The sequence below is a fragment of the Rhizobium sp. WYCCWR 11146 genome, assembly GCF_013591995.1.
Lineage (GTDB): Bacteria > Pseudomonadota > Alphaproteobacteria > Rhizobiales > Rhizobiaceae > Rhizobium > Rhizobium indicum.
Map to the genome: position 1 here is coordinate 188,420 of NZ_JACCEY010000019.1, position 21,087 is coordinate 209,506.

20 protein-coding genes are annotated in these 21,087 nt (G+C 60.5%); 15 read left to right on the plus strand and 5 right to left on the minus strand.

The window, feature by feature from the left end; genetic code table 11:
- The first annotated feature begins 99 nt into the window (after positions 1-99).
- The 5 genes from mtgA (at position 100) to HX899_RS14115 (ending at position 3,261) form a co-directional block, all read left to right on the plus strand.
- On the plus strand, positions 100-837 hold the full coding sequence (gene mtgA, locus HX899_RS14095) for a monofunctional biosynthetic peptidoglycan transglycosylase (protein ID WP_128460421.1): 738 nt from the start codon (positions 100-102) through the stop codon (positions 835-837).
- Between the two features lie 146 nt (positions 838-983).
- Positions 984-1,706 (plus strand): DUF1868 domain-containing protein, encoded by a 723-nt coding sequence (locus HX899_RS14100; RefSeq protein WP_181292701.1) that lies wholly within the window; start codon positions 984-986, stop codon positions 1,704-1,706.
- A gap of 13 nt (positions 1,707-1,719) precedes the next feature.
- The gene (locus HX899_RS14105; protein ID WP_181292702.1) at positions 1,720-2,367 is read left to right on the plus strand and encodes a glutathione S-transferase family protein; all 648 of its coding nucleotides are present in this window, start codon (positions 1,720-1,722) and stop codon (positions 2,365-2,367) included.
- Between the two features lie 155 nt (positions 2,368-2,522).
- Positions 2,523-2,708 carry a 50S ribosomal protein L32 gene (gene rpmF, locus HX899_RS14110; protein WP_003543812.1) on the plus strand — a complete coding sequence of 62 codons (186 nt, stop codon included), beginning with the start codon at positions 2,523-2,525 and terminating at the stop codon, positions 2,706-2,708.
- 145 nt (positions 2,709-2,853) lie between these two features.
- Positions 2,854-3,261 carry a hypothetical protein gene (locus HX899_RS14115; protein ID WP_138331901.1) on the plus strand — a complete coding sequence of 136 codons (408 nt, stop codon included), beginning with the start codon at positions 2,854-2,856 and terminating at the stop codon, positions 3,259-3,261.
- On the opposite strand, the gene phaR is transcribed toward HX899_RS14115, so the two are convergent.
- A complete protein-coding gene (gene phaR / locus HX899_RS14120) occupies positions 3,256-3,828 on the minus strand; it encodes a polyhydroxyalkanoate synthesis repressor PhaR (RefSeq protein ID WP_029870831.1) in 573 nt (190 codons plus the stop codon). The two genes, HX899_RS14115 and phaR, sit on opposite strands and share 6 nt — an antisense overlap.
- A 238-nt stretch (positions 3,829-4,066) precedes the next feature.
- Here phaR and HX899_RS14125 point away from each other — a divergent pair, with 238 nt between their 5' ends.
- The gene (locus tag HX899_RS14125; protein ID WP_012759437.1) at positions 4,067-5,248 is read left to right on the plus strand and encodes an acetyl-CoA C-acetyltransferase; all 1,182 of its coding nucleotides are present in this window, start codon (positions 4,067-4,069) and stop codon (positions 5,246-5,248) included.
- 71 nt (positions 5,249-5,319) lie between these two features.
- Positions 5,320-6,045, plus strand: coding sequence for a beta-ketoacyl-ACP reductase (locus HX899_RS14130; RefSeq protein WP_138331900.1), 726 nt, complete (start codon positions 5,320-5,322; stop codon positions 6,043-6,045).
- A 601-nt stretch (positions 6,046-6,646) separates the two neighbouring features.
- Here HX899_RS14130 and HX899_RS14135 read toward each other — a convergent pair.
- Positions 6,647-6,904, minus strand: a complete 258-nt coding sequence (locus HX899_RS14135; protein WP_003589657.1) for a YMGG-like glycine zipper-containing protein — start codon at positions 6,902-6,904, stop codon at positions 6,647-6,649.
- Between the two features lie 27 nt (positions 6,905-6,931).
- Positions 6,932-7,087, minus strand: a complete 156-nt coding sequence (locus tag HX899_RS14140) for a DUF3309 family protein (protein WP_007632343.1) — start codon at positions 7,085-7,087, stop codon at positions 6,932-6,934.
- Between the two features lie 823 nt (positions 7,088-7,910).
- Here HX899_RS14140 and HX899_RS14145 point away from each other — a divergent pair.
- The 5 genes from HX899_RS14145 (at position 7,911) to HX899_RS14165 (ending at position 14,298) form a co-directional block, all read left to right on the plus strand.
- On the plus strand, positions 7,911-11,147 hold the full coding sequence (locus tag HX899_RS14145; RefSeq protein WP_180194906.1) for a helicase-related protein: 3,237 nt from the start codon (positions 7,911-7,913) through the stop codon (positions 11,145-11,147).
- 2 nt (positions 11,148-11,149) lie between these two features.
- Positions 11,150-11,554 carry an RNA-binding S4 domain-containing protein gene (locus HX899_RS14150; RefSeq protein ID WP_180194905.1) on the plus strand — a complete coding sequence of 135 codons (405 nt, stop codon included), beginning with the start codon at positions 11,150-11,152 and terminating at the stop codon, positions 11,552-11,554.
- 194 nt (positions 11,555-11,748) lie between these two features.
- Entirely contained in the window at positions 11,749-12,087 is a 339-nt protein-coding gene (fdxA, locus tag HX899_RS14155; RefSeq protein ID WP_180194904.1) for a ferredoxin FdxA, read from the plus strand.
- Positions 12,088-12,480: 393 nt separating this feature from the next.
- Positions 12,481-13,053: a CarD family transcriptional regulator gene (locus HX899_RS14160; RefSeq protein ID WP_003543775.1), complete on the plus strand. Its 573-nt coding sequence runs from the start codon at positions 12,481-12,483 to the stop codon at positions 13,051-13,053.
- A gap of 381 nt (positions 13,054-13,434) precedes the next feature.
- Complete coding sequence (locus tag HX899_RS14165) at positions 13,435-14,298, plus strand: RNA polymerase factor sigma-32 (RefSeq protein WP_012759432.1); 864 nt, start codon at positions 13,435-13,437, stop codon at positions 14,296-14,298.
- A 113-nt stretch (positions 14,299-14,411) separates the two neighbouring features.
- Here the strand turns inward: HX899_RS14165 and HX899_RS14170 are convergent, their stop codons facing one another.
- Together HX899_RS14170 and HX899_RS14175 are read right to left on the minus strand one after the other, a co-directional pair.
- Entirely contained in the window at positions 14,412-15,956 is a 1,545-nt protein-coding gene (locus tag HX899_RS14170; RefSeq protein WP_129422071.1) for a M48 family metalloprotease, read from the minus strand.
- A 391-nt stretch (positions 15,957-16,347) separates the two neighbouring features.
- Complete coding sequence (locus HX899_RS14175) at positions 16,348-17,886, minus strand: MDR family MFS transporter (RefSeq protein WP_181292703.1); 1,539 nt, start codon at positions 17,884-17,886, stop codon at positions 16,348-16,350.
- 116 nt (positions 17,887-18,002) lie between these two features.
- On the opposite strand from HX899_RS14175, the gene HX899_RS14180 reads away from it, so the two are divergent.
- From HX899_RS14180 to HX899_RS14190, 3 genes are read left to right on the plus strand one after another with little or no spacing between them, the layout of a single operon-like run.
- Positions 18,003-18,530 carry a MarR family winged helix-turn-helix transcriptional regulator gene (locus HX899_RS14180; RefSeq protein WP_164049083.1) on the plus strand — a complete coding sequence of 176 codons (528 nt, stop codon included), beginning with the start codon at positions 18,003-18,005 and terminating at the stop codon, positions 18,528-18,530.
- A gap of 57 nt (positions 18,531-18,587) precedes the next feature.
- Positions 18,588-19,244 (plus strand): thiamine diphosphokinase, encoded by a 657-nt coding sequence (locus HX899_RS14185; protein ID WP_017962520.1) that lies wholly within the window; start codon positions 18,588-18,590, stop codon positions 19,242-19,244.
- A gap of 3 nt (positions 19,245-19,247) precedes the next feature.
- Positions 19,248-21,065, plus strand: a complete 1,818-nt coding sequence (locus HX899_RS14190; protein ID WP_181292704.1) for an ABC-F family ATP-binding cassette domain-containing protein — start codon at positions 19,248-19,250, stop codon at positions 21,063-21,065.
- The last annotated feature ends 22 nt before the right edge of the window (positions 21,066-21,087 follow it).

Here is a 21,087-nt window from a genome sequence, read left to right on the forward strand (position 1 = left end):
CGGAATTGTCGATGGCGGCAGCAAGATTCGCCGCACACTCTGGCATAAGCTCTGCACAGGCGTTATGAGAACGACAGGAGCGAAATCGGACTGGGGACATTGGATATAGCGCCGGAGAGAGAGGACAGCGTCGACATGCCGGCTCGTCGGCGATGGTTCGGAGACGGGCGTGTGTTGAAACGCATTGTTCTTGCCGTGCTGGTCTTGCTGATTCTTCCCTATGCGCTGATCTTTTTCTATCTGCTGCCTTTCATTCATCCCGTCTCGACGCTGATGCTGCGCGATCTCGTGCTGCTGCGGGGTTACGACAGGCAATGGGTGTCGCTTGATAACATTGCCCCGGTTGTGGTGCAGTCGGTGATGATGTCGGAGGACGGGCAATATTGCTTTCACGGCGGTGTCGACTGGGCGGAAATGCGCATGCTGGTCGAGGATACGCTGAAAGGTCAGGCGACACGTGGCGGCAGCACCATCCCGATGCAGACGGCGAAAAACCTCTTCCTCTGGAACGGCCGCTCCTTCGTGCGCAAGGCGCTGGAACTTCCGCTCGCGGTGAGCACGGATTTCGTCCTGTCGAAACGGCGGCTGATGGAAATCTATCTCAATATCGCCGAATGGGGTCCCGGCATTTACGGTATCGAGGCGGCGGCCCAGCATCATTTCAAGGTGCCGGCCTCGAAGCTGACGCGGCGCCAGGCATCGCTGCTTGCCGTCTCGCTGCCGAACCCGATCGACCGCAATGCCGGCAAGCCCGGACGAGGTCTTCGCCGGCTCGCCGGCGTAATCGAGAGACGCGCACAAGGTTCAGGCGATTACATCAGGTGCATCTATGATTGAGATCAGAACTTATCGTTAGAACAGGATGTCGTCCGAAAACCGCTCACACTTTTCGGTATCGTGCTCGAGACGTGGCAAGTGTCATCTGACATTCTTGGTTCTGCCATATGGGCGAATGCAGTCCAACCAGAGCCCCCGAGTCGCCCATGACCATCACGACATTTTCGCCCGAGCTTCTCTTTTATTCGAAGAGGCACAATCCAACCCCGCCCGCCCATCTCGGCAGCCGTTATCGCAAGGTCGGCGGCTTTCTGCCGGAAGCCGGCAACACCATCGTTTGCCATATCGAGAAGGGTTCGCAAACGCAGGCGGTGCTGATCGAGGCGCGTGAGAAATATCTGGCGATGCCCGAAGCCCCGCAGTTCCTCTTCACGCCGATATCAAGCATTCACATGACGCTTTTCGAAGGTGTCATCGAGACCAGGCGCCGGCAGGATTGCTGGCCGGGCGATCTGCCTCTCGATGCGCCGATCGACGACATGATAGCGCTGATGGCGGCCCGGCTCGAAGGCTTCTCGATGGCCGATCCCTTCAAGGTCGCCATCGTCGAAGCTCGCCCGTCGGGCCTGCTCGTCGACGGGGCGACCGAGAACGACCGCAAGGTCATGCGCGCCTGGCGCAATGCGCTGGCCGAGCTTCTGGGCTATCGCCAGCCGAACCATGAGGACTATAAGTTCCACATGACCTTCGCCTATGCGATCGAACGGTTGGAGGACGAAGCCTTGCCGCGATGGCAGGCAATGCTCGACAACGTGGCCGACGATGTCCGCCGCAAGGCCCCTGTTTTCGAGCTGACCCCGCCGGCATTCTGCGTGTTCGAGGACATGAACCATTTCCACGAATTGCTGATCTTCGATTTTGAAGCCTGAACGGGAGAAGCCCATGGAAAGACCGACGCTCTACATCGCCAACAAGAATTATTCCTCCTGGTCGTTCCGGCCGTGGATGGCGCTGACGGGCGCCGGCGTCGATTTCGAGGAGGTTCTGATCCCCTTCGACTATCCTGGTGGCAATCCCGATATCAAGGCGATTTCGCCGACCGGGCGGGTGCCGCTTCTCAAGCACGGCGTTTTGAAGATTTGGGAATCGCTGGCGATCATCGAATATGTCGCCGAGCTTTATCCGGACGCCGGCCTTCTGCCGAGGGATCGCGCCGGGCGGGCGCTCGCCCGTTCGGTTTCGATGGAAATGCTGTCAAGCTTCCGGGCTCTGCGCAGCGCCTGCCCGATGAATATCCGCCGGCCGAAGGGCAGGATCGCGTTGCCGGATGGTGTCGACGCCGATATCAGCCGCATCGAGACGATCTGGCGGGACCTCCTGCAGCAATCCGGCGGACCGTTTCTGTTTGGCGCGTTCAGCGGGGCGGATGCGATGTTTGCGCCTGTCGTCAACCGGTTCGACATTTATGATCTCGTCAGCCGAAACGATACGCTGGCCTATATGGAGACCATGAAGGCGCATCCGGCCTGGCGGAAATGGGAAGAGGCGGCCCGCGCCGAGCCCTGGATCGTGCCAGAAGACGAAGTCTGAGCCCGGAATCATCAGCTTCGCAAAAAATACGCATGGGGACTGGTCAAGGTCACCCCTTGCATGTATAAGCGCGCCAAATTCCGAAATCGCGACATGTCCGTTTCGGCCGCCGGTGTGGCCGTGGGAATGTTTTGCCCGCAAGTGGAGTAAGAGAAATGGCTGTACCGAAGAGAAAAACAAGCCCGTCCAAGCGCGGTATGCGCCGTTCGGCAGACGCCCTGAAGGCTCCGACCTACGTCGAAGACAAGAATTCCGGCGAACTGCGCCGCCCGCATCATATCGATCTGAAGACCGGTATGTATCGCGGACGCCAGGTTCTGACGCCGAAGGAAAGCGCATAATTTCCCGATCCGGCTTGTCCGATCGAAGTTTCAAGGCCGGCGTCACGCCGGCCTTTTGCATTTCGACAATATAATATTTGCAATGACTTGCGGTGGGGCAAGGGTTTGCGGCAGTATTGTTCCATGATGCACTGGGAGATTGCCGATGATAGCCGCCATGCCCCTGATGATTATCCCATTTATTCTTTACAATCTTGCGATGCTAGGCCTGATGGGCAATGGCGGCATTCCAGCACTGCAACATGATATCATCGTGCTGTCGATGATCTCGGGCGCGATCTGGAGCATGGCGCTCGGTGATCTTTTCATCGTCATCGCACTTGTCGTGCTGTTCTTCGAAATCCTCAAAGCGACCAGAACTGGTCCCGGCAATCTCGTCAACCACATGCTGTCGATGCTGGTGTTCATCGCTTTCCTGGTCGAGTTTTTGCTCGTCCGGGATGCTGCGACGCAGGTCTTCTTCATTTTGATGACGATCGCTCTGATCGATGTCATCGGCGGTTTTGCCGTATCGATCCGAAGCGCCGGGCGGGATGTCTCGATCGGATTATAGGTTGTCGAGTTTGTTCTGAAGGGCGCGGAGCTGTTCCTTCAGCTCATCGATATCCTTGGCCTCGGCCTTGCGGCTTTCCTTGGCAGGCGGCGTCATGAAGGGCGAGAACATCTGCATCGCCTGCTGAAACAGCTCGGTGTTGCGGCGAACATGGTCCTCGACCATCTGCATCGGCAACTGCAGGTTCTTGCCGAGCGGCGTTTCGCCGAAGGCGCGGTTTACTTGCTCGCGCATCTGGGCCTGTTGTTCGGTGAAGGAGCGCATCGAATGTTCGAGAAAGCTCGGCACGACCATTTGCATCTGGTCGCCGTAATAGGTGATGAGCTGGCGCAGGAAGGAGATCGGGAGCAATGTGTTGCCGGTCTTCGATTCCTGTTCGAAGATGATCTGGGTCAGCACCGAATGGGTGATGTCATCTCCGCTTTTTGCATCTTGTACGTTAAATTCTTCGCCCTTCTTCACCATCTCCGCCAGGTCTTCCAGCGTCACATAGGTGCTGGTGCCTGTGTTGTATAGGCGGCGATTGGCGTATTTCTTGATAACGATCTGACCCTCATGCTTCGCCATATCAGTCTCCTGAACCCCCGTCTGATTTATGGATATTCCTCCACTTGAGACTGTAAACGCAAAAGAAGGCCGGTGACAATCTCTTTGTGCGATGCGGCAAACCTTTAACAGAGCAGATGAATTGGGCTTTGAAAGGCTTTGCCGAAAAATGACAGCAGCCGGTCTTCGCGTTTGACTTGTGCTCCAAGCTTTGCCAGTTTCCACTTATGTAAGTGAGACGAAAACGAGGAGCGTCCCCATGAGCAATCCATCCATCGTCATCGCCAGCGCAGGGCGAACAGCAGTCGGCGCCTTCAACGGTGCTTTCGCGACGGTCCTCGCGCATGAGCTCGGGGCGGCCGTCATCAAGGGCGCGCTTGAGCGTGCCGGCGTCGATGCCGGCGAGGTGGATGAGGTCATCCTCGGCCAGGTGCTTGCCGCCGGCGAGGGTCAGAACCCGGCCCGCCAGGCGGCGATGAAGGCCGGCATTCCGCAGGAAGCGACGGCCTGGGGCGTTAACCAGCTCTGCGGCTCGGGCTTGCGCGCCGTCGCGCTCGGCATGCAGCAGATCGCCACCGGCGACGCCAAGATCATCGTTGCCGGCGGCCAGGAATCCATGTCGATGGCCCCGCATGCCGCGCACTTACGCGGCGGCGTCAAGATGGGCGACATGAAGATGATCGACACGATGATCAAGGACGGCTTGACCGACGCTTTCCACGGCTACCACATGGGCATCACCGCCGAGAATGTTGCGCGCCAGTGGCAGCTTTCGCGCGACGACCAGGATCAGTTCGCCGTCAGTTCGCAGAACAAGGCGGAGGCAGCGCAGAAGGCCGGTCGCTTTGTCGACGAGATCATCCCCTACGTCATCAAGACACGTAAGGGCGACGTTACGGTCGATGCTGACGAATATATCCGTCACGGCGCGACTATCGAGGCGATGGGGAAGCTGCGCCCGGCCTTCGACAAGGACGGCACGGTCACGGCCGCGAACGCGTCCGGCCTCAACGACGGTGCCGCTGTGGCGGTGCTGATGAGCGAAGCGGAGGCGGTCCGGCGCGGCGTCCAGCCACTCGCCCGCATCGTTTCCTGGGCAACAGCGGGTGTCGATCCGCAGATCATGGGCACCGGACCGATCCCGGCTTCGCGCAAGGCGCTCGAGAAGGCCGGCTGGTCGGTCAACGATCTCGATCTCGTCGAAGCCAATGAGGCCTTCGCGGCGCAAGCCTGCGCCGTCACCAAGGATCTCGGGTGGGATCCGTCGATCGTCAACGTCAATGGCGGAGCGATCGCGATCGGCCATCCGATCGGCGCCTCCGGTGCGCGCGTTCTCAACACGCTGCTGTTCGAAATGAAGCGCCGCGGCGCCAAGAAGGGTCTTGCCACGCTTTGCATCGGCGGTGGCATGGGTGTGGCCATGTGCTTTGAAGCGCTTTAAATAGCATACGATCCATATTTGATTGAAGATCCCGCCAAGCGGCGGGGCGAAAAACAAAAGGGGAGCGGAACATGAGCAGAGTGGCTTTGGTCACCGGGGGTACACGCGGCATCGGCGCGGCAATATCCATGGCACTGAGAAATGCCGGATACAGGGTCGCCGCCAGCTATGCCGGCAACGACGAGAAGGCCAAAGCCTTCCACGATGTTACCGGCGTTCCGGTGTTCAAATGGGATGTTTCGGATTACCTCGCCTGCGGCGAGGGAATTGCCAGGGTCGAAAGCGAGATCGGCCCGGTCGAAATCCTCGTCAACAATGCTGGCATCACCCGCGACGCGATGTTCCACAAGATGACGCAGCAGCAATGGCACGAGGTGATCAATACCAACCTCACCGGCCTGTTCAACATGACGCATCAGGTCTGGACCGGCATGCGTGACCGCAGCTTCGGCCGTATCGTCAATATCTCGTCGATCAACGGCCAAAAGGGCCAGATGGGCCAAGTGAATTATTCGGCGGCCAAGGCGGGCGATCTCGGTTTTACCAAGGCGCTGGCTCAGGAGGGGGCGAACAAGAACATCACCGTCAACGCCATTTGCCCCGGTTACATCGGAACGGAAATGGTGCTTGCCGTGCCGGAGAAGGTGCTGAACGAACGTATCATTCCGCAGATCCCCGTCGGCCGGCTCGGCGAACCGGAAGAGATCGCGCGCTGCGTCACCTTCCTCGTCTCCGACGATGCCGGCTTCATCACCGGTTCGACGCTGACGGCCAATGGCGGACAGTTCTTCGCCTAGGCTTTCTGTCTTCACGTCGACATTAGGAATTAGATTCAAAGCGATGGCGCGTCCGGCAGGATCGCGCCATCGCTGTTTATGGGCGTCTCGTGATGCCGGTTGCGATTTTGTGGCCGGAGCAGTCGCGCTGTTTCGAGAAGATCAAGAGCGGCGGTCTGTGTTCGGACGTCGCTGTGGCCGAACTCTGGCCGGCACTTTGCGCAGTGAAAGATCATTGGCGCTGAGGGCTGATATTGCGGTTGTCAGGAAAGCCGACGCGATGAGAACGGCGACGAGGGAATTCAGCAAAATCTGAATCATGGAAGCGTTTCCTTTCCGGTGCGTCGGGAGGCTCTGCCTGTCCGTTGCGCTCCAAAACAGGATGATCTTAGGCCGGGTCGGCCTAAAATCATCCTGTTCTACATTTACAGTCAGAGCATGATGTCGTCCGAAAACCGCTCACACTTTTCGGCATCATGCTCTGAAGGAAATATGTGCCTGCCCGTTGGGCGGCGCTAGATTTGACTTTCGCAACCGATTGTCAACGTCTCGTTGACGGATACGACCGGCAAAGAAAACGGGCGCCGAAGCGCCCGTTGGGAGTCCGATATGCTTGTGCCGATCAGCGGCAACGAGCCTCATAGCGGCGACCGTAGCGGTCGCGATAGACGCAGTAGCCGCGGCGTTCGACCGACTGGCCGATCAGAGCGCCAGTCAGACCGCCGGCAACGGCGCCGACGGCGGCGCCACCCCAGCTGTTGGTGACGACACCGCCGATAACAGCGCCAGTGCCGGCGCCGATCGCCGTGCCTTGCTCGGTCGCTGTGCAAGATGCGAGTGCGCCCACGAGCGCACCAATAAGAACAATCTTCTTCATCATGTCGTAACTCCCCAGGTTAGTTGGCCTTTAGACGCGGCCCATTAGTACAAGGATAATGATAATCACGAGAACTAGCCCCAAACCGCCAGAAGGTCCATAGCCCCAGCCACGGCTATAACCCCAATTCGGCAAGGCTCCAATCAAGAGCAGAATGAGGATAACAAGTAGTATCGTGCCAAGCATGGTGTGTTTCCTTCATTTCATCCGCAATTTGGATGGACTGGAAACACGTATTGGCGATTTTTGTTCCCGGTTAAGCTCTGGAAATGTGACGAAGCCTGATTCACGGTTTAATTTCCGTCATTTCCGAAAATTGCCGCTATGGTTAAAAAGACATTTAAATACAATATGTTGCGGTGAACAAAGCGGGAAAATCGCGATGTCGCCGATTCGTCAGCGATTCGTTCCGTTTTTGATCGGCGAGCCGAGAGCGGCCGCCCCTGAGTTAACGCTGCGACTTAACGCCGTCTGAATCCGGTTTCCGAAAGATTAATGCCGATCTGACGAGGGCGGGGCGAAGGATCTGCCGCCCATGCGCATCTAGGACCTGGACCTGATAGCGCCACAAGATGTGGGCGTGAACGAAAGGCGAAAACGGCGGAGTCAGCGATTCGTCTCCGATTCGTTCCGGCTTTGGTCGAGAGGTTAATTTCGGGCGGATTTTCGCCTATCCAAGATCGGGCGGGAATTGCGGAGTCGCGATAGCGAAAATATGAACAGGTGAGAGTCTCGCGATTCAGCATCTAGTGGGAAAAAGTGATTCAAAATCAATACTTAGCCGTGAACAAAAGCTGAATCAGCGGGAGTCATCGATTCGTCGCTGATTCGTTCTTGCGCTGTTCCGAATCGGAAATTCGGGCGTTCCACGGGACTCGCAAAGGTCGTAATCCCCGATGCATTTTGAAATCTGCCCTTGCGTTTGCGACGGCAGCTGTCCATGTGTTGTCCAGCTTCCATCGAGGAGCCGAGATTTTCCTGGGGCCACCCGCCTCATTTGCATGGACTCATGACTCTGATTTCGCAGCCGATGATTCTGAGCGGGCGCGGTGTGACCGCGGTGCTCGGGCCGACCAATACCGGCAAGACCCATTATGCCATCGAGCGCATGGTTGCGCACGGGACGGGCGTGATCGGCCTGCCACTTCGGCTTCTGGCGCGCGAGGTCTATACGCGGGTGGTAGAGAAGGTCGGCGCGCAGAATGTGGCGCTGGTCACCGGCGAGGAAAAGATTTCGCCGCCCAATGCGCGTTTTTCCGTCTGCACTGTCGAAGCGATGCCGCGCGAGACCAAGGCCGCCTTCGTCGCGATCGACGAGGTGCAGCTCGCCGGCGATCTCGAACGCGGCCATATCTTCACCGACCGCATCCTGCATCTTCGCGGCCGCGAGGAAACGCTGCTGCTCGGCGCGGCAACGATGCGGCCGATCCTGCAGCAGCTCCTGCCCGGCATCACTATCGTCGAGCGGCCACGGCTTTCGCATCTTTTCTACGCCGGGCAGAAGAAGATCACACGGCTGCCGCAGCGCTCGGCCATCGTCGCCTTCTCTGCCGACGAGGTCTATGCCATCGCCGAGCTCATCCGCCGGCAGCGCGGTGGCGCGGCGGTGGTGCTCGGCGCGCTCAGCCCGCGCACCCGCAATGCGCAGGTGGCGCTCTATCAGGCGGGCGACGTCGAATATCTGGTGGCGACCGATGCGATCGGCATGGGCCTCAACCTCGATGTCGATCACGTCGCCTTTGCCCAGGACCGGAAATTCGACGGTTACCAGTTCCGCAATCTCAATCCGGGCGAACTCGGCCAGGTCGCCGGGCGCGCCGGACGGCATGTGCGGGACGGGACCTTCGGCGTCACCGGGCAAGTCTCGCCCTTCGACGACGAACTGGTGCAGCGCATCGAGGGGCACGAATTCGACAACGTCAAGGTTTTGCAGTGGCGGACGACGGAGATGGACTTCTCCTCAATCGCATCGCTGCGCGCCAGCCTTGAGGTGGGACCGCGCGTGCCGGGGCTGACGCGGGCATTGCCTGCGGTCGACCAGCAGGCGCTGGAACAGCTTTCGCGCTATCCCGAGGTCATCGATCTTGCCGACAGGCCGGCGCGCGTCGAAAAACTCTGGGAGGCTTGCGCGCTTCCCGATTATCGGCGTATCACCCCAGCACAACATGCCGATCTTATCTCGACCCTCTTTTCCGATCTTGTCCGCTATGGCACGGTGAATGAGCAGTTTCTTGCGGAGCAGGTTCATCGCTCCGATCGAACAGATGGGGAAATTGACACGCTTTCGGCGCGAATCGCGCAGATAAGGACCTGGACCTACGTTTCGAATCGGCCCGGTTGGCTTGCCGATCCGACACACTGGCAGGAAAAGACGCGGGAAATCGAAGATCGATTGTCCGACGCGTTACATGAAAGGTTGACGAAACGCTTTGTTGATCGCAGGACATCTGTGCTCATGAAGCGCCTGAGAGAGAATGCGATGCTGGAAGCTGAAATCAGTGTGAATGGCGATGTCTTCGTTGAAGGACATCATGTAGGGCAATTGAGCGGGTTCCGTTTCACGCCGGTGGCGGGAACGGACGGACCGGATGCCAAGGCGGTTCAGGCTGCGTCGCAGAAGGCGCTCGGGCTCGAGTTCGAAGCCCGCGCGGCCCGGATGCATGCCGCCGGCAACAGCGATCTGGTGATCGGTTCGGATGGGTTGATCCGTTGGCTGGGCGACCCGGTGGCGCGGCTTTCGGGCAGCGATCACATCATGCGTCCGCGCGTGATCCTGCTGGCCGACGAACAACTGACGGGCAATGCCCGCGATCACGTCGCCGCCCGCATCGAGCGCTTCGTCAATCATCATATCAGCACGGTGCTGAAGCCGCTCGATGATCTGTCGCGCGCCGAGGATCTGCAGGGCCTTGCCAAAGGGCTTGCCTTCCAGCTCGTCGAGAATCTCGGGGTGCTCTTCCGCCGCGACGTGACCGAAGAGGTGAAGTCGCTGGACCAGGAGGCCCGTGCCTCCATGCGCCGCTACGGCGTGCGTTTCGGCGCCTATCATATCTTCGTTCCCGCACTTCTGAAGCCGGCGCCGGCCGAGCTCATCACGCTGCTCTGGGCGCTGAAGAACGACGGTCTCGACAAGCCCGGCTACGGTGATCTCATTCCGGTGCTTGCCGCCGGCCGCACCTCCGTCGTCACGGATCCGACCTTCGAGCGGATGTTCTACAAGCTCGCCGGCTTCCGTTTCCTCGGCAAGCGAGCCGTACGCATCGACATCCTGGAACGGCTGGCCGATATCATCCGTCCGCTGCTGCAATGGAAGCCCGGCCAAAACAACCGTCCGGAGGGCGCCTATGATGGCCGCCGCTTCACGACGACGACGGCGATGCTGTCGATCCTCGGTGCGACGCTCGAGGACATGGAAGAAATCCTCAAGGGTCTCGGCTATCGCGCCGATGCCGTGAAGGCGGAAGAGGCATCACTACATCTTGCAGCGCAGGATGTGGCCTCGGTGCCTGCCGCCAGCGCACAAACGCCTGCGGAAGAGACAGCCGAGAAGGCCGATCACGACGATGCCGATGGCGCTGCGGAAGAGACTGCTGCCGAGCCATCCGCAACCGAGGCGGCTTCGGCGGTCGCCGACGCGCCGGTGACGGAAGCGGTCGAAACTCCCGCTCCGGCCGAACCGATCGAGACATCCGCTCCTGCGGAAGCGGTATCGGCTTCCGAGGAAGCAGGATCTGCTCCTGGGGAAGCCGGCGAGCCGACGGAACCGAAGCCGGTTCTTCTGTGGCGTCTTGGCGGTCGCAACGACAATCAGCGCCAGGCGCGCGGCGGGCATGGCGAACGCCGTGGCGGCCAGGGCGAGCAGCGCGGTCAGAACCAGGAGCGCGGCGACCGCAATCGCCGGCCGGGCGGCGGTGAAGGCGGCGAGGGCAATCGCAATGGCGACGGCCGCGACAACAATCGCCAGAACCGTGGCAAGGAAGGCGGCGGTCGCGATGGTGGCCGGCCGCAGCAGGCAAGAGGCGACCGCAATAACCAACCACGGGGCGACCAGCCGCGCGGTGACCGGCAGGACCGTGGTGATCGCAAGGATCGCGGCGAGCGTAACGATCGCAACGACCGCAACAACAATCGTGGCGGCTCGCAGCCGTTGCGCTTCGAGGCCAAGCCGCCGCGCAAGGAGAAGCCGATCGATCCGGATTCGCCTTTCGCCAAGCTCGCAGCTCTCAAGGAGCAGATGAAGAAGTAATCATGAGCGGGGAGACACAGCCGACAAGCGGTTCGCGCCAGCGCATCGACAAGTGGCTGTTCTTCGCGCGCATGGTGAAGTCGCGCTCGCTGGCGCAGAGCCATATCCAATCGGGCCATGTGCGCATCAACGGCGAGCGTTGCAGCCATCCAAGCCAGATGGTCAAGCCGGGCGACCGTATCGAGCTGACGCTGGAGCGGCGGGATGTCGTTCTCGTCATGCGCCTTGCCGGCGAACGGCGGGGGCCTTACGAGGAGGCGCGTCTGCTCTACGACGACCAATCCCCGCCGCCCGATGAGGCAAAACGTCTCACGGCCTACGAGCAGGCGATCCGGGCCAGCGGCACCGGCCGTCCGACCAAAAAGGAAAGACGTGCAATCGACAGGCTGATGTCGGACGAGGATTAGAAAACTCTGTCTGCGGCGGCGGCTTTTGCAGATCGTTTATCCTTGAAATCCGGCGATAAAGCCGATAGGTCACTGACAACCTGCCGGAAGCGTGCTTGCCTCCCAAGCCTGCTCACGCTTTTCCTCCGGCACGGGGATAGGCGCGACGTTCCAGGTTGCCCGGCCCCATCCGCATGGAAATCCTGGAGTTCTTCATGACCTATGTCGTGACCGACAATTGCATCAAGTGCAAATACACCGATTGCGTGGAAGTCTGCCCTGTCGACTGTTTCTATGAGGGCGAGAATTTCCTCGTCATCCATCCCGACGAATGCATCGATTGCGGCGTCTGCGAACCTGAATGTCCCGCCGAGGCGATCAAGCCCGATACCGAGCCGGGCCTCGACAAATGGCTGAAGATCAACACCGAATATGCCACGATCTGGCCGAATATCACGGTCAAGAAGGACCCTTTGCCCGAGGCCAAGGACATGGATGGCGAGACCGGAAAATTCGAAAAGTATTTTTCGGACAAGCCCGGTTCCGGCGATTGAGACAGCGCCCACATTCGGTCCCCGGATTCGGGGGACCGCGGGGCAAAACGTTTTAAAAGCTGCGTGAGGCATATGGGTGACATGTGTTGCCCGCATGACTCAAGCGAAGCAAATTATTGATTTCCTCATATTTTTATGATAGGTTTCGTCTACTGTTCCATTTGTGGCATGACGCATGCCCAAAACCATCACGAAAGCAAAACAAATCCGTACACGGTTTCCGTGACATATCAACGCTTTGAGCGCCGGGTCCCAAGATCGTGCGCAAGAAGTCTTTGCTTTTGCCCGATGGGACCAGAGTGAAGTCACCCGACGGATACTACCGTCTCACCCGGGCCTGACTGACCCGGCTCCGGCCGCCGCCGGAAGCGTAACAGGGAGTTTTTGAATAGAATGACGACTCAGCAGAAAAAGCCTTCTACAGCACGTCACGGCTTCAAGACCGGTGAATCGATCGTCTACCCCGCTCATGGCGTCGGTACCATCACCGCTATCGAAGAGCAAGAAGTTGCCGGCATGAAGCTCGAACTTTTCGTTATCGATTTCGAGAAGGACAAGATGCGTCTGAAGGTTCCGGTCGCGAAGGCGATGAGCATTGGTATGCGCAAGCTTTCGGAAACGGATTTCGTCGAGCGTGCTTTGAAGGTCGTGCAGGGCAAGGCGCGCGTCAAGCGCACCATGTGGTCCCGCCGCGCCCAGGAATATGATGCCAAGATCAATTCCGGCGACCTGATTTCCATCGCTGAAGTCGTGCGCGATCTCTATCGTGCCGAGAACCAGCCCGAGCAGTCCTATTCCGAGCGCCAGCTTTATGAGGCTGCGCTCGACCGCATGGCGCGCGAAATCGCCGCTGTCAACAAGATGTCGGAAACCGAAGCCGTTCGCCTCGTCGAGACCAATCTCAACAAGGGTCCGAAGCGCGGCAAGGCGATCGAAGAAGACGATTCACAGGACGAAGCCGCATAAAAGCGACGCCTGTCTTCTATCAAAAAACCCGGCCTTCGAGCCGGGTTTTTTTATTGGAACTTTTTCCCGACTGCCGCGTTTATCACACGTAATTGCGAACTGCTCGTCGGGCAACGGCCTCAACGGGCGAACTGCTATTCCGTCAATGTTCGATGAGGAGCGGATCATGCCTTTTCTATATTGCCCATCCGGCAAAGTGAAGAAACAGGTCCAGCCCGGCCGTCTTACCGGCACATGATGAGAAATAGGGCCTCCCCCTGAAAAGTCCAGGGGCGAGGCTTTTATGCATTCAGAACCCCATTCAATCCGGACAGCGATGTTCCGGAAGATGAGTTTTATTGTTCATTTCAGGGCGAGAGAGGCCTGTTTCGGGAGATCGAAATGAAGAACATGTCTGCAGATCGGCGCATGATCAAAATCGCGATGGCCGCGCCTTATCTCGCCCGCCAGGAAGAGCACGATCTCGCCACCCGTTGGAAGGATCATGACGACCGCGGCGCGCGCAACCAGATCGCCATGGCTCATATGCGCCTCGTCATATCGATGGCCGGCAAGTTCCGCAATTTTGGCCTGCCGATGAGCGACCTCGTGCAGGAGGGCTATGTCGGTCTGCTCGAGGCCGCCGCCCGCTTCGAGCCGGAACGCGACGTGCGCTTTTCCACCTATGCAAGCTGGTGGATCAGGGCGTCGATCCAGGATTATATCCTGCGCAACTGGTCGATCGTGCGCGGCGGCACGAGTTCGGCGCAAAAAGCGCTGTTCTTCAATCTGCGCCGTCTGCGCGCCAAGCTCGCCAAGGGCGACACCCAGCTGACGCTGCAATCCATTCACCAGGAAATCGCCGCGGCCCTCGGCGTCAGCCTCTCCGATGTGCAGACGATGGATGCCAGGCTTTCCGGCAACGACGCTTCGCTGCAGGCGCCTTCGGTCTCCGGAGATGCCGAGAGCGCGGAGAAGATGGACTTCCTCGTCAGCGACGATCCCCTGCCGGACGAGCAGGTGTCCAACATGATCGACGGCGAACGCCGCCGCGTCTGGCTCGCCTCGGCGCTGAAACATCTCAACGAACGCGAGATGAAGATCATCAGCGCCCGGCGTCTGGCGGAAGACGGTGCCACGCTCGAAGAGCTCGGTGCCGATCTCGGCATTTCCAAGGAGCGCGTACGTCAGATCGAAAGCCGGGCGATGGAGAAGCTTCGCAGCGCGCTCGTCAGCGCCGATCCGCATATGGCGGCCTACGCCTGAACCGAAAGCGCGTCGCGCATTAGGTCATTGTCGCAAAACCGCCGCACAGTTTTGCGCGAGATGTTTTATCCCCTCCAGCAGCACAGACTGGCCCGGCGCAAGCCGGGCCTCTTTTATTCGGCGATGATCTTGACGCGATCGCCTGTTGCAACGGCTGCACCCGTGGGCAGGGCGTTGATGAGCTTGAAGAGATCGAGCTTGCGGTCTGTGCCCATCATGCGGGCGGCCAGTGTCGAGATGTTCTCGCCCGGCCGGACGGTGACGACGCGGATGCGCAGCGGCTTCAGCGAGGCGGCCTCTGCCGGCGTCATGCGGCGGAAACTCGCGCGCAGCACATTCGCCGTTGGCTCAAGGGCGCCGCTGCCTTTCGGCACGGCGGTCAGGAAACGGAAGATCTGCGAATTGTTGCGGATCACGGTCACATCGAAATCCCAGCGGTCGGCGCTGGCGCGCGCGGTGGCTGCTTCCATGCCATTGATGGTGATCGGCTGGATGGTCGACGGGTCGAGCCCGGTCACCCAGCCGCTGGAGATGTAGTTGGTGAGGCTCTGGTTCTGATTGTCGGCGACGCCGTCGAAGCGGACGGCAATGTCGTTCGGGCCGGTGGCCATCACCGCTTCGACCTTGTTGTCGATGTGGAAATCCGGCGGCACGTCGAAGCGGATGCCGAGACCGCCATGCAGGAAGGTCTGGCCGCGCACATAGCCTTCTTCCGGGCTGTCGCCGTAGAGCAGTCCGTCTATGCCGTCGAGATAATAATTGCGACCCTTGTCGCCGACCGAGCCTTCCTGGCCGAAGGCGCGGGCGTGGGTGCGGGCAAGTTCTATGCGCTGGGCCGAATTCGGATGGCTCGACAGGAAGTCAAGGCTCTGGTCGGCTTCGGGATCAACCGACATGAAGCGACTGTAAGCGGCCATCGAATCGAGGAACCTGGCGGCGGCATAGGGGTCGTAGCCGGCTTCGCCGAGCATGCGCACGCCGATGACATCGGCCTGAAGCTCCTGCTGGCGGGAGAAAGCGGCGAGCCGCAGCTTGCCGCGGGCAAGCGCCTGTTTGCCGGCGATGTCGCTGGAGAGGACCTCGGCGACGACGCGGCTGGCGATGACCTCAGCCTCTTCGCGCTTCTGCCGCTCGATGCCGTGGTTCGCGGTCACATGGCCCATTTCGTGCGACAGCACGGCGGCGACTTCCGAGGCGTCGTTGGCAAGGGCGAGCAGGCCGCGGGTAACATAGAGATAACCGCCCGGCAGCGCGAAGGCGTTGATCGCCGGCGAATTCAGGATGGTGATGCGGTAGGACTGGCTCGGATTTTCCGACACCGCCGTCAGCGCGCCGGCGATGCGGGCGACGAGGCGCTCGGTTTTGGCGTCCTTGTATTCGCCGCCGTAGCTCGCCACGATGCGCGGATGCTCACGAGCACCCATCGCCGCGCGCGGATCGTTCTTCTGCACCTCGTCGACGATCTGCGGATTGGATGAAGGCGAAACACTGGGCTGATAGGATTGGTCGATCAGCGATTGACAGCCATTCAGCGCCATTGCGAGGGCCGAAAGCAGCATCATGCGACGCGCGAAGCGCCGCGGCGCGGAGATGGCATCACTGGAAAGCGCGGGCGATTTCCACGTCGTCAAGCTGTCCAGTCTGATTCTCCGCATCATGTCGCTGTTTTGCCGGTTTGCCGCAGATTCAGACCGACCGTGGCAAGGGGAACTCAACAGGTGCGCACCCCTGATCTCGCGCTGCACAATCGGCCGATACAAGTCGTTGCTGTAGCTGATTTACGCATCGGTTGCATAGCGAGACTCTGTTTAAATGTGGCGCCGTTGCATTTTAGCAAGCCTCAGGCATTAAGGCTTCCTTTCGCTCGGATGAAATTATGGCGAAAGTTCCGTCACAAAGCCGAGATTCGACGGCGGCGCGGAAAAAGAACGGCCCGATTGAAGCAACCGGCTCGATAGCGACAGTCCTCCGAGAAAATTGCAACCCTTGATACAGGCATCGAGAGGGAGCGCCTCCTGATGAAGCATTCTCTCGCAGGTAACGATTCGACTATTCGGCGGCTTCCGCCGTCGCCGGTTGCGGCTTCGTCGCCTCGCCGGCGCGGGGCAGTTGTACGGGTTTCAGCATGATGGCGGCGGCAAGGCCGATCAGCGCAATGGCGCAGGAAGTCATGAAGAGCGGCGAGAAAGCGGCGGCATAGGTATCGGCGACGGCCTGGCGGCTCGCTTCGGGAAGGGCGGCCATCATTTTCGGCGTCAGCTGCTTGATATCGGCGACGCCGGGAATGGAGACGCCGACCTTGCCGAGCTCAGAGGCGATGATGGCGCCATAGATGGAAATGGCGATCGAGGCGCCGCCCATGCGCGACAACGTCACCGAGCCGGTGGCGGCCCCGACGTCGCGGGCGGGTGCTGCATTCTGTACGCCGATGACGGGAACCTGCTGGGCAAGACCGATGCCGATGCCGTGCAGCATCATGACCGCGCCGATGAAGGCGATCGGCGTTCCGGCGTGAATCTGCGACATCAGCGCAAAGGCGATGGCGCTGCAGGTGAGGCTTGCGATGGCGAAGGGCTTGTAGCGCCCCGTCTTCGAGATGATGCGGCCTGCGGAAAGCGACCCGCAGACGAGGCCGCCGGTCAGAAGGATGAAGAGCAGGCCGGCGGCCGACGGCGAAAGGCCGGTCGTGGTCTGCAGGAAGAGGGCGAGATAATTGACCATGCCGATGGCGATGGCGCCGCCCATGATCGAGATCACCAGGAGCAGGCTGAAGGTCGAATTGCGAAACAGCTGCAGGGGAACGATCGGTTCGGGCGCGCGACGCTCGACGAACACCCAGGTGACGGCGCAGACGATGCCGAAGACAACGATGCCGATACTCTCCGGCGAAATTAATGCACCGAACAGTTCGCTGCTGTCGGTCGCAAGCACGATGCTTGTCGTCGTCATGGCAAGCAGGAGCGCACCGGCATAATCGATCTTGGGGCGACGATGCGGTTTGCGGTACGGCAGCATGAAGGCAAGGCCGGTGAGCACGATGAAGCCGATCGGCACGTTGACGAGGAAGATCGAGCGCCAGCCGAAGAGATCGCTCATCGTACCGCCGAGCACCGGGCCGATCGCGCCCGATGCCATCAGCACGAGGCTGGAATAGCTTTGGTAGCGCGCCCGCTCGCGCGGCTCGAACAGGTCGGCGTTGACGGCGAAGATCGATACCATGATGCCGCCGCCGCCAAGGCCCTGCAGCACGCGGGCGGCGATCAGCGTATTCATCGAGACCGCAAGGCCGCAGACTGTCGAGCCGACGGTGAAGATCATGATCGCCGTCATCATCACGTATTTGCGGCCGAACAGGTCGCCGAGCTTTCCGTAAAGCGGCATGACGGCGCTGAGCGACAGGAGATAGGCCGAGCCGATCCAGCCGAAGCGCTCGAGATGGCCGAATTCGCCGACGATCGTCGGCAGCGCCGTGGAGACGATCTGATTATCAAGCGTCGCCATGAACATGGCGGTCATCAGGAAGAAGAAGAGGATAAGCCGGCGACGAGGATCCGTCACGAGTGGCGCAGGCGCGAGTTGCATGTCCATGGGAGGCATCGTTCCGGGTTGACGTGCTTTTATGTGCTAACAGCATATAGTTGTCAATGGCACATTAATGACATCGGCATATTCAATTTTTGAATCGGCTCTGTTATGGTCCTGTGATGAGCGACGTCCTGACCAAGACCCCTTCTGTGGAGCCGGCCGAGCCGGATCGTGAAAACGTGCCGCGTATCGGCCGGAGCATGGCGCGCATGCGGCTGATGACCGGGCGGCGGCTGATCGGCCGGCTGGCGATCCAAAGTGCTGCACCAGGCCTCGAGCTTTCGCATCTCGACGTGCTCGATGCCGTGCGCAGGGCGCAGCCTGCCGGCGAGGTCACGGTCGGCATGATCGCGGAGATGCTGCGCATCGATCCGTCACGGGCAAGCCGGGTGGTGGCCGACATGGTCGGGCGCAACGTATTGCGCCGCGAGGCCTCGCAGACCGATGCGCGGCGGATCGTCGTCGTCATGACCGAGGTCGGCCAGGACCTGCTTGCCGAGATCGTCGCGCAGAAGCTTGCGATCATTTCCGAGATCGTTTCCGACTGGCCGCAGGAAGATGTCGAGCGCTTCGCAGCGCTTTTCGAGCGCTTCATCGGCGGCTACGAGGCGGTTTTCCTGTCGCGCGACAAGGATACGCCGGGCTGAGGCAGACGCGGTCGTTCGCCGGCCCTTCCCCTCGACCCCTCGTTTGCGCTAAGGGCAATGCCCATGAGCCAATCCACCTTCACCATTCTCCTTGGCGGCGAACTCAGCCTGACGGAGCGCCTGCGCGATGCCATCGAAGACAGCCGCTTCATTGCGGCCGATGGCGGCATGCGGCATGCGGCAGCACTCGGCATTACGCCGGAGCTCTGGGTCGGCGATTTCGATTCGACGCCTGATGATCTCGCGGGTGCATTTCCCGATGTGCCGAAACAGCCCTATCCGGCTGCGAAGGCGGCGACGGACGGTGAAATCGCCGTGGCGGAGGCAATCGCGCGGGGCGCGCGGCGGCTGATCCTCGCCGGTGCGCTCGGCGGCGAGCGTTCCGACCACGCGCTTCAGCATCTGCTGTCGGCCGTCAGCCTGGCGGAAGAGGGTTTCGACCTGCTGCTGACCTCGGGCAAGGAAGAGGCGGTGCCGCTGGTTGCTGGTACGATCGAACTGGACCTTCCCAAAGGCAGCCTGTTTTCCGTGCCTGGATTCAGCGAGCTGAGAGGGCTTACCATCGAGAATGCGCGTTATCCGCTGGCAGATTTCCATCTGCCTTTCGGCTCGTCGCGCACCATTTCCAATGTTGCGGAAGGCAAGGTTCGCTTTTCGCTCCGCAGCGGCCGGGCAATCGTGCTCGCCCGGCCCTACGATCTTTCCGGAGTCTGATTTTTGGCCCCTCCCATTCTGAAACTCGACGATATCTTCCTGAGCTTTGGCGGCGCACCGCTTCTGGCGGGTGCTGGCCTGCAGATCGAGCCCGGTGATAAAATCTGTCTCGTCGGGCGCAACGGCTCGGGAAAATCGACGCTGCTGAAGATTGCCGCCGGCCTGGTCGAGGCGCAGTCCGGCGAGGTCTTCCGCCATCCGTCCTCGACGGTGCGTTATCTCGAACAGGCGCCGGATTTTGCCGGCTTCAACACGGTGCAGGCCTATGCCGAGGCCGGCCTCGGGCCAGGCGATGACCCCTACCGTGTCACCTATCTGCTGTCGCATCTCGGGCTGAGCGGCGATGAAGACCCCAGAATGCTGTCCGGTGGCGAATCGCGGCGCGCAGCCCTTGCCCGCGTTATGGCACCAGAGCCGGACATTCTTCTGCTCGACGAACCGACCAACCATCTCGACCTGCCGACCATCGAATGGCTGGAAGGCGAGCTGCAAAAGACACGCAGCGCCTTGGTGCTGATTTCGCACGACCGGCGTTTCCTCGAAAAGGTCTCGACGGCAACCGTCTGGCTCGACCGCGGCACCTCACGCCGGCTCGACAGAGGCTTTGCGCATTTCGAAGCCTGGCGCGACCAGGTGCTGGAGGCCGAGGAGCTGGAGCAGCACAAGCTCGGCAAGTCGATCGAGCGTGAGGAGCACTGGCTGCGCTACGGCGTCACGGCGCGGCGCAAGCGTAACATGCGCCGTCTCGGCGAGCTGCAGACGATGCGATCGAACTATCGCGGGCACAAGGGGCCGCAGGGCACGGTGCAGGCGACGGTTTCGGACGCGCAGGAATCCGGCAAGCTGGTGATCGAGGCCGACAAGATCACCAAGAGCTTCGGCGAGCGGGCAATCGTCACGCCGTTTTCGATCCGCGTGCATCGGGGCGACTGCATTGGTCTGGTCGGGCCGAACGGGGCCGGCAAGACGACGCTGCTGAAGATGCTGACCGGGCAGCTTTCGCCCGATAGCGGCATCGTCAAGCTCGGCACCAATCTGGAGATTGCGACGCTCGACCAGAAACGCGAGGATCTCGATCCCGAGGATACGCTTGCCAACTATCTGACGGATGGGCGCGGCGAAAACCTGCTCGTCAACGGCGAGCAGCGCCATGTCACCGGCTATATGAAGGAATTTCTGTTCCAGCCGGAACAGGCGCGTACGCCGATCAGAAACCTCTCCGGCGGCGAACGCGCCCGGCTGATGCTGGCGCGCATCCTTTCGCGCCCGACGAACCTCTTGATCCTCGACGAGCCGACCAACGATCTCGATATCGAAACGCTCGATCTCCTGCAGGAGATTGTCGCCGGTTTTCCCGGCACCGTCATTCTCGTCAGCCACGACCGCGATTTCCTCGACCGCACCGTGACCTCGACGATTGCACCCGCCGTGCCGGATGCGCCTGATGGTCGCTGGATCGAATATGCCGGCGGCTACTCGGACATGCTTGTACAGCGCAAGGGCGCGCTCGAGGAGCGCAAGAGGGCCGAGAAGGCGGCGGAGAAGCCGAAGACGCAGCAAGCAACAGGGTCAGGCAGCTCGAAGGTCAAGCTCTCCTTCAAGCAGAAATTTGCACTGGAAAACCTGCCGAAGGAAATGGCGAAGACCGAAGCCGAAATCGCCAAGCGCGAAAAGGTGATGGCAGATCCCAATCTTTTCACGCGCGATCCCTCAGCCTTCAACCGGCTTGCCGGCGAGATGGAAAAACTGCGCACCAGCCTGACCGACATGGAAGAGGAGTGGCTGGAGCTCGAAATGCTGCGGGAAGAGCTGGAAGGCTGAGATTTTCTCGAGGCTCGAGGCT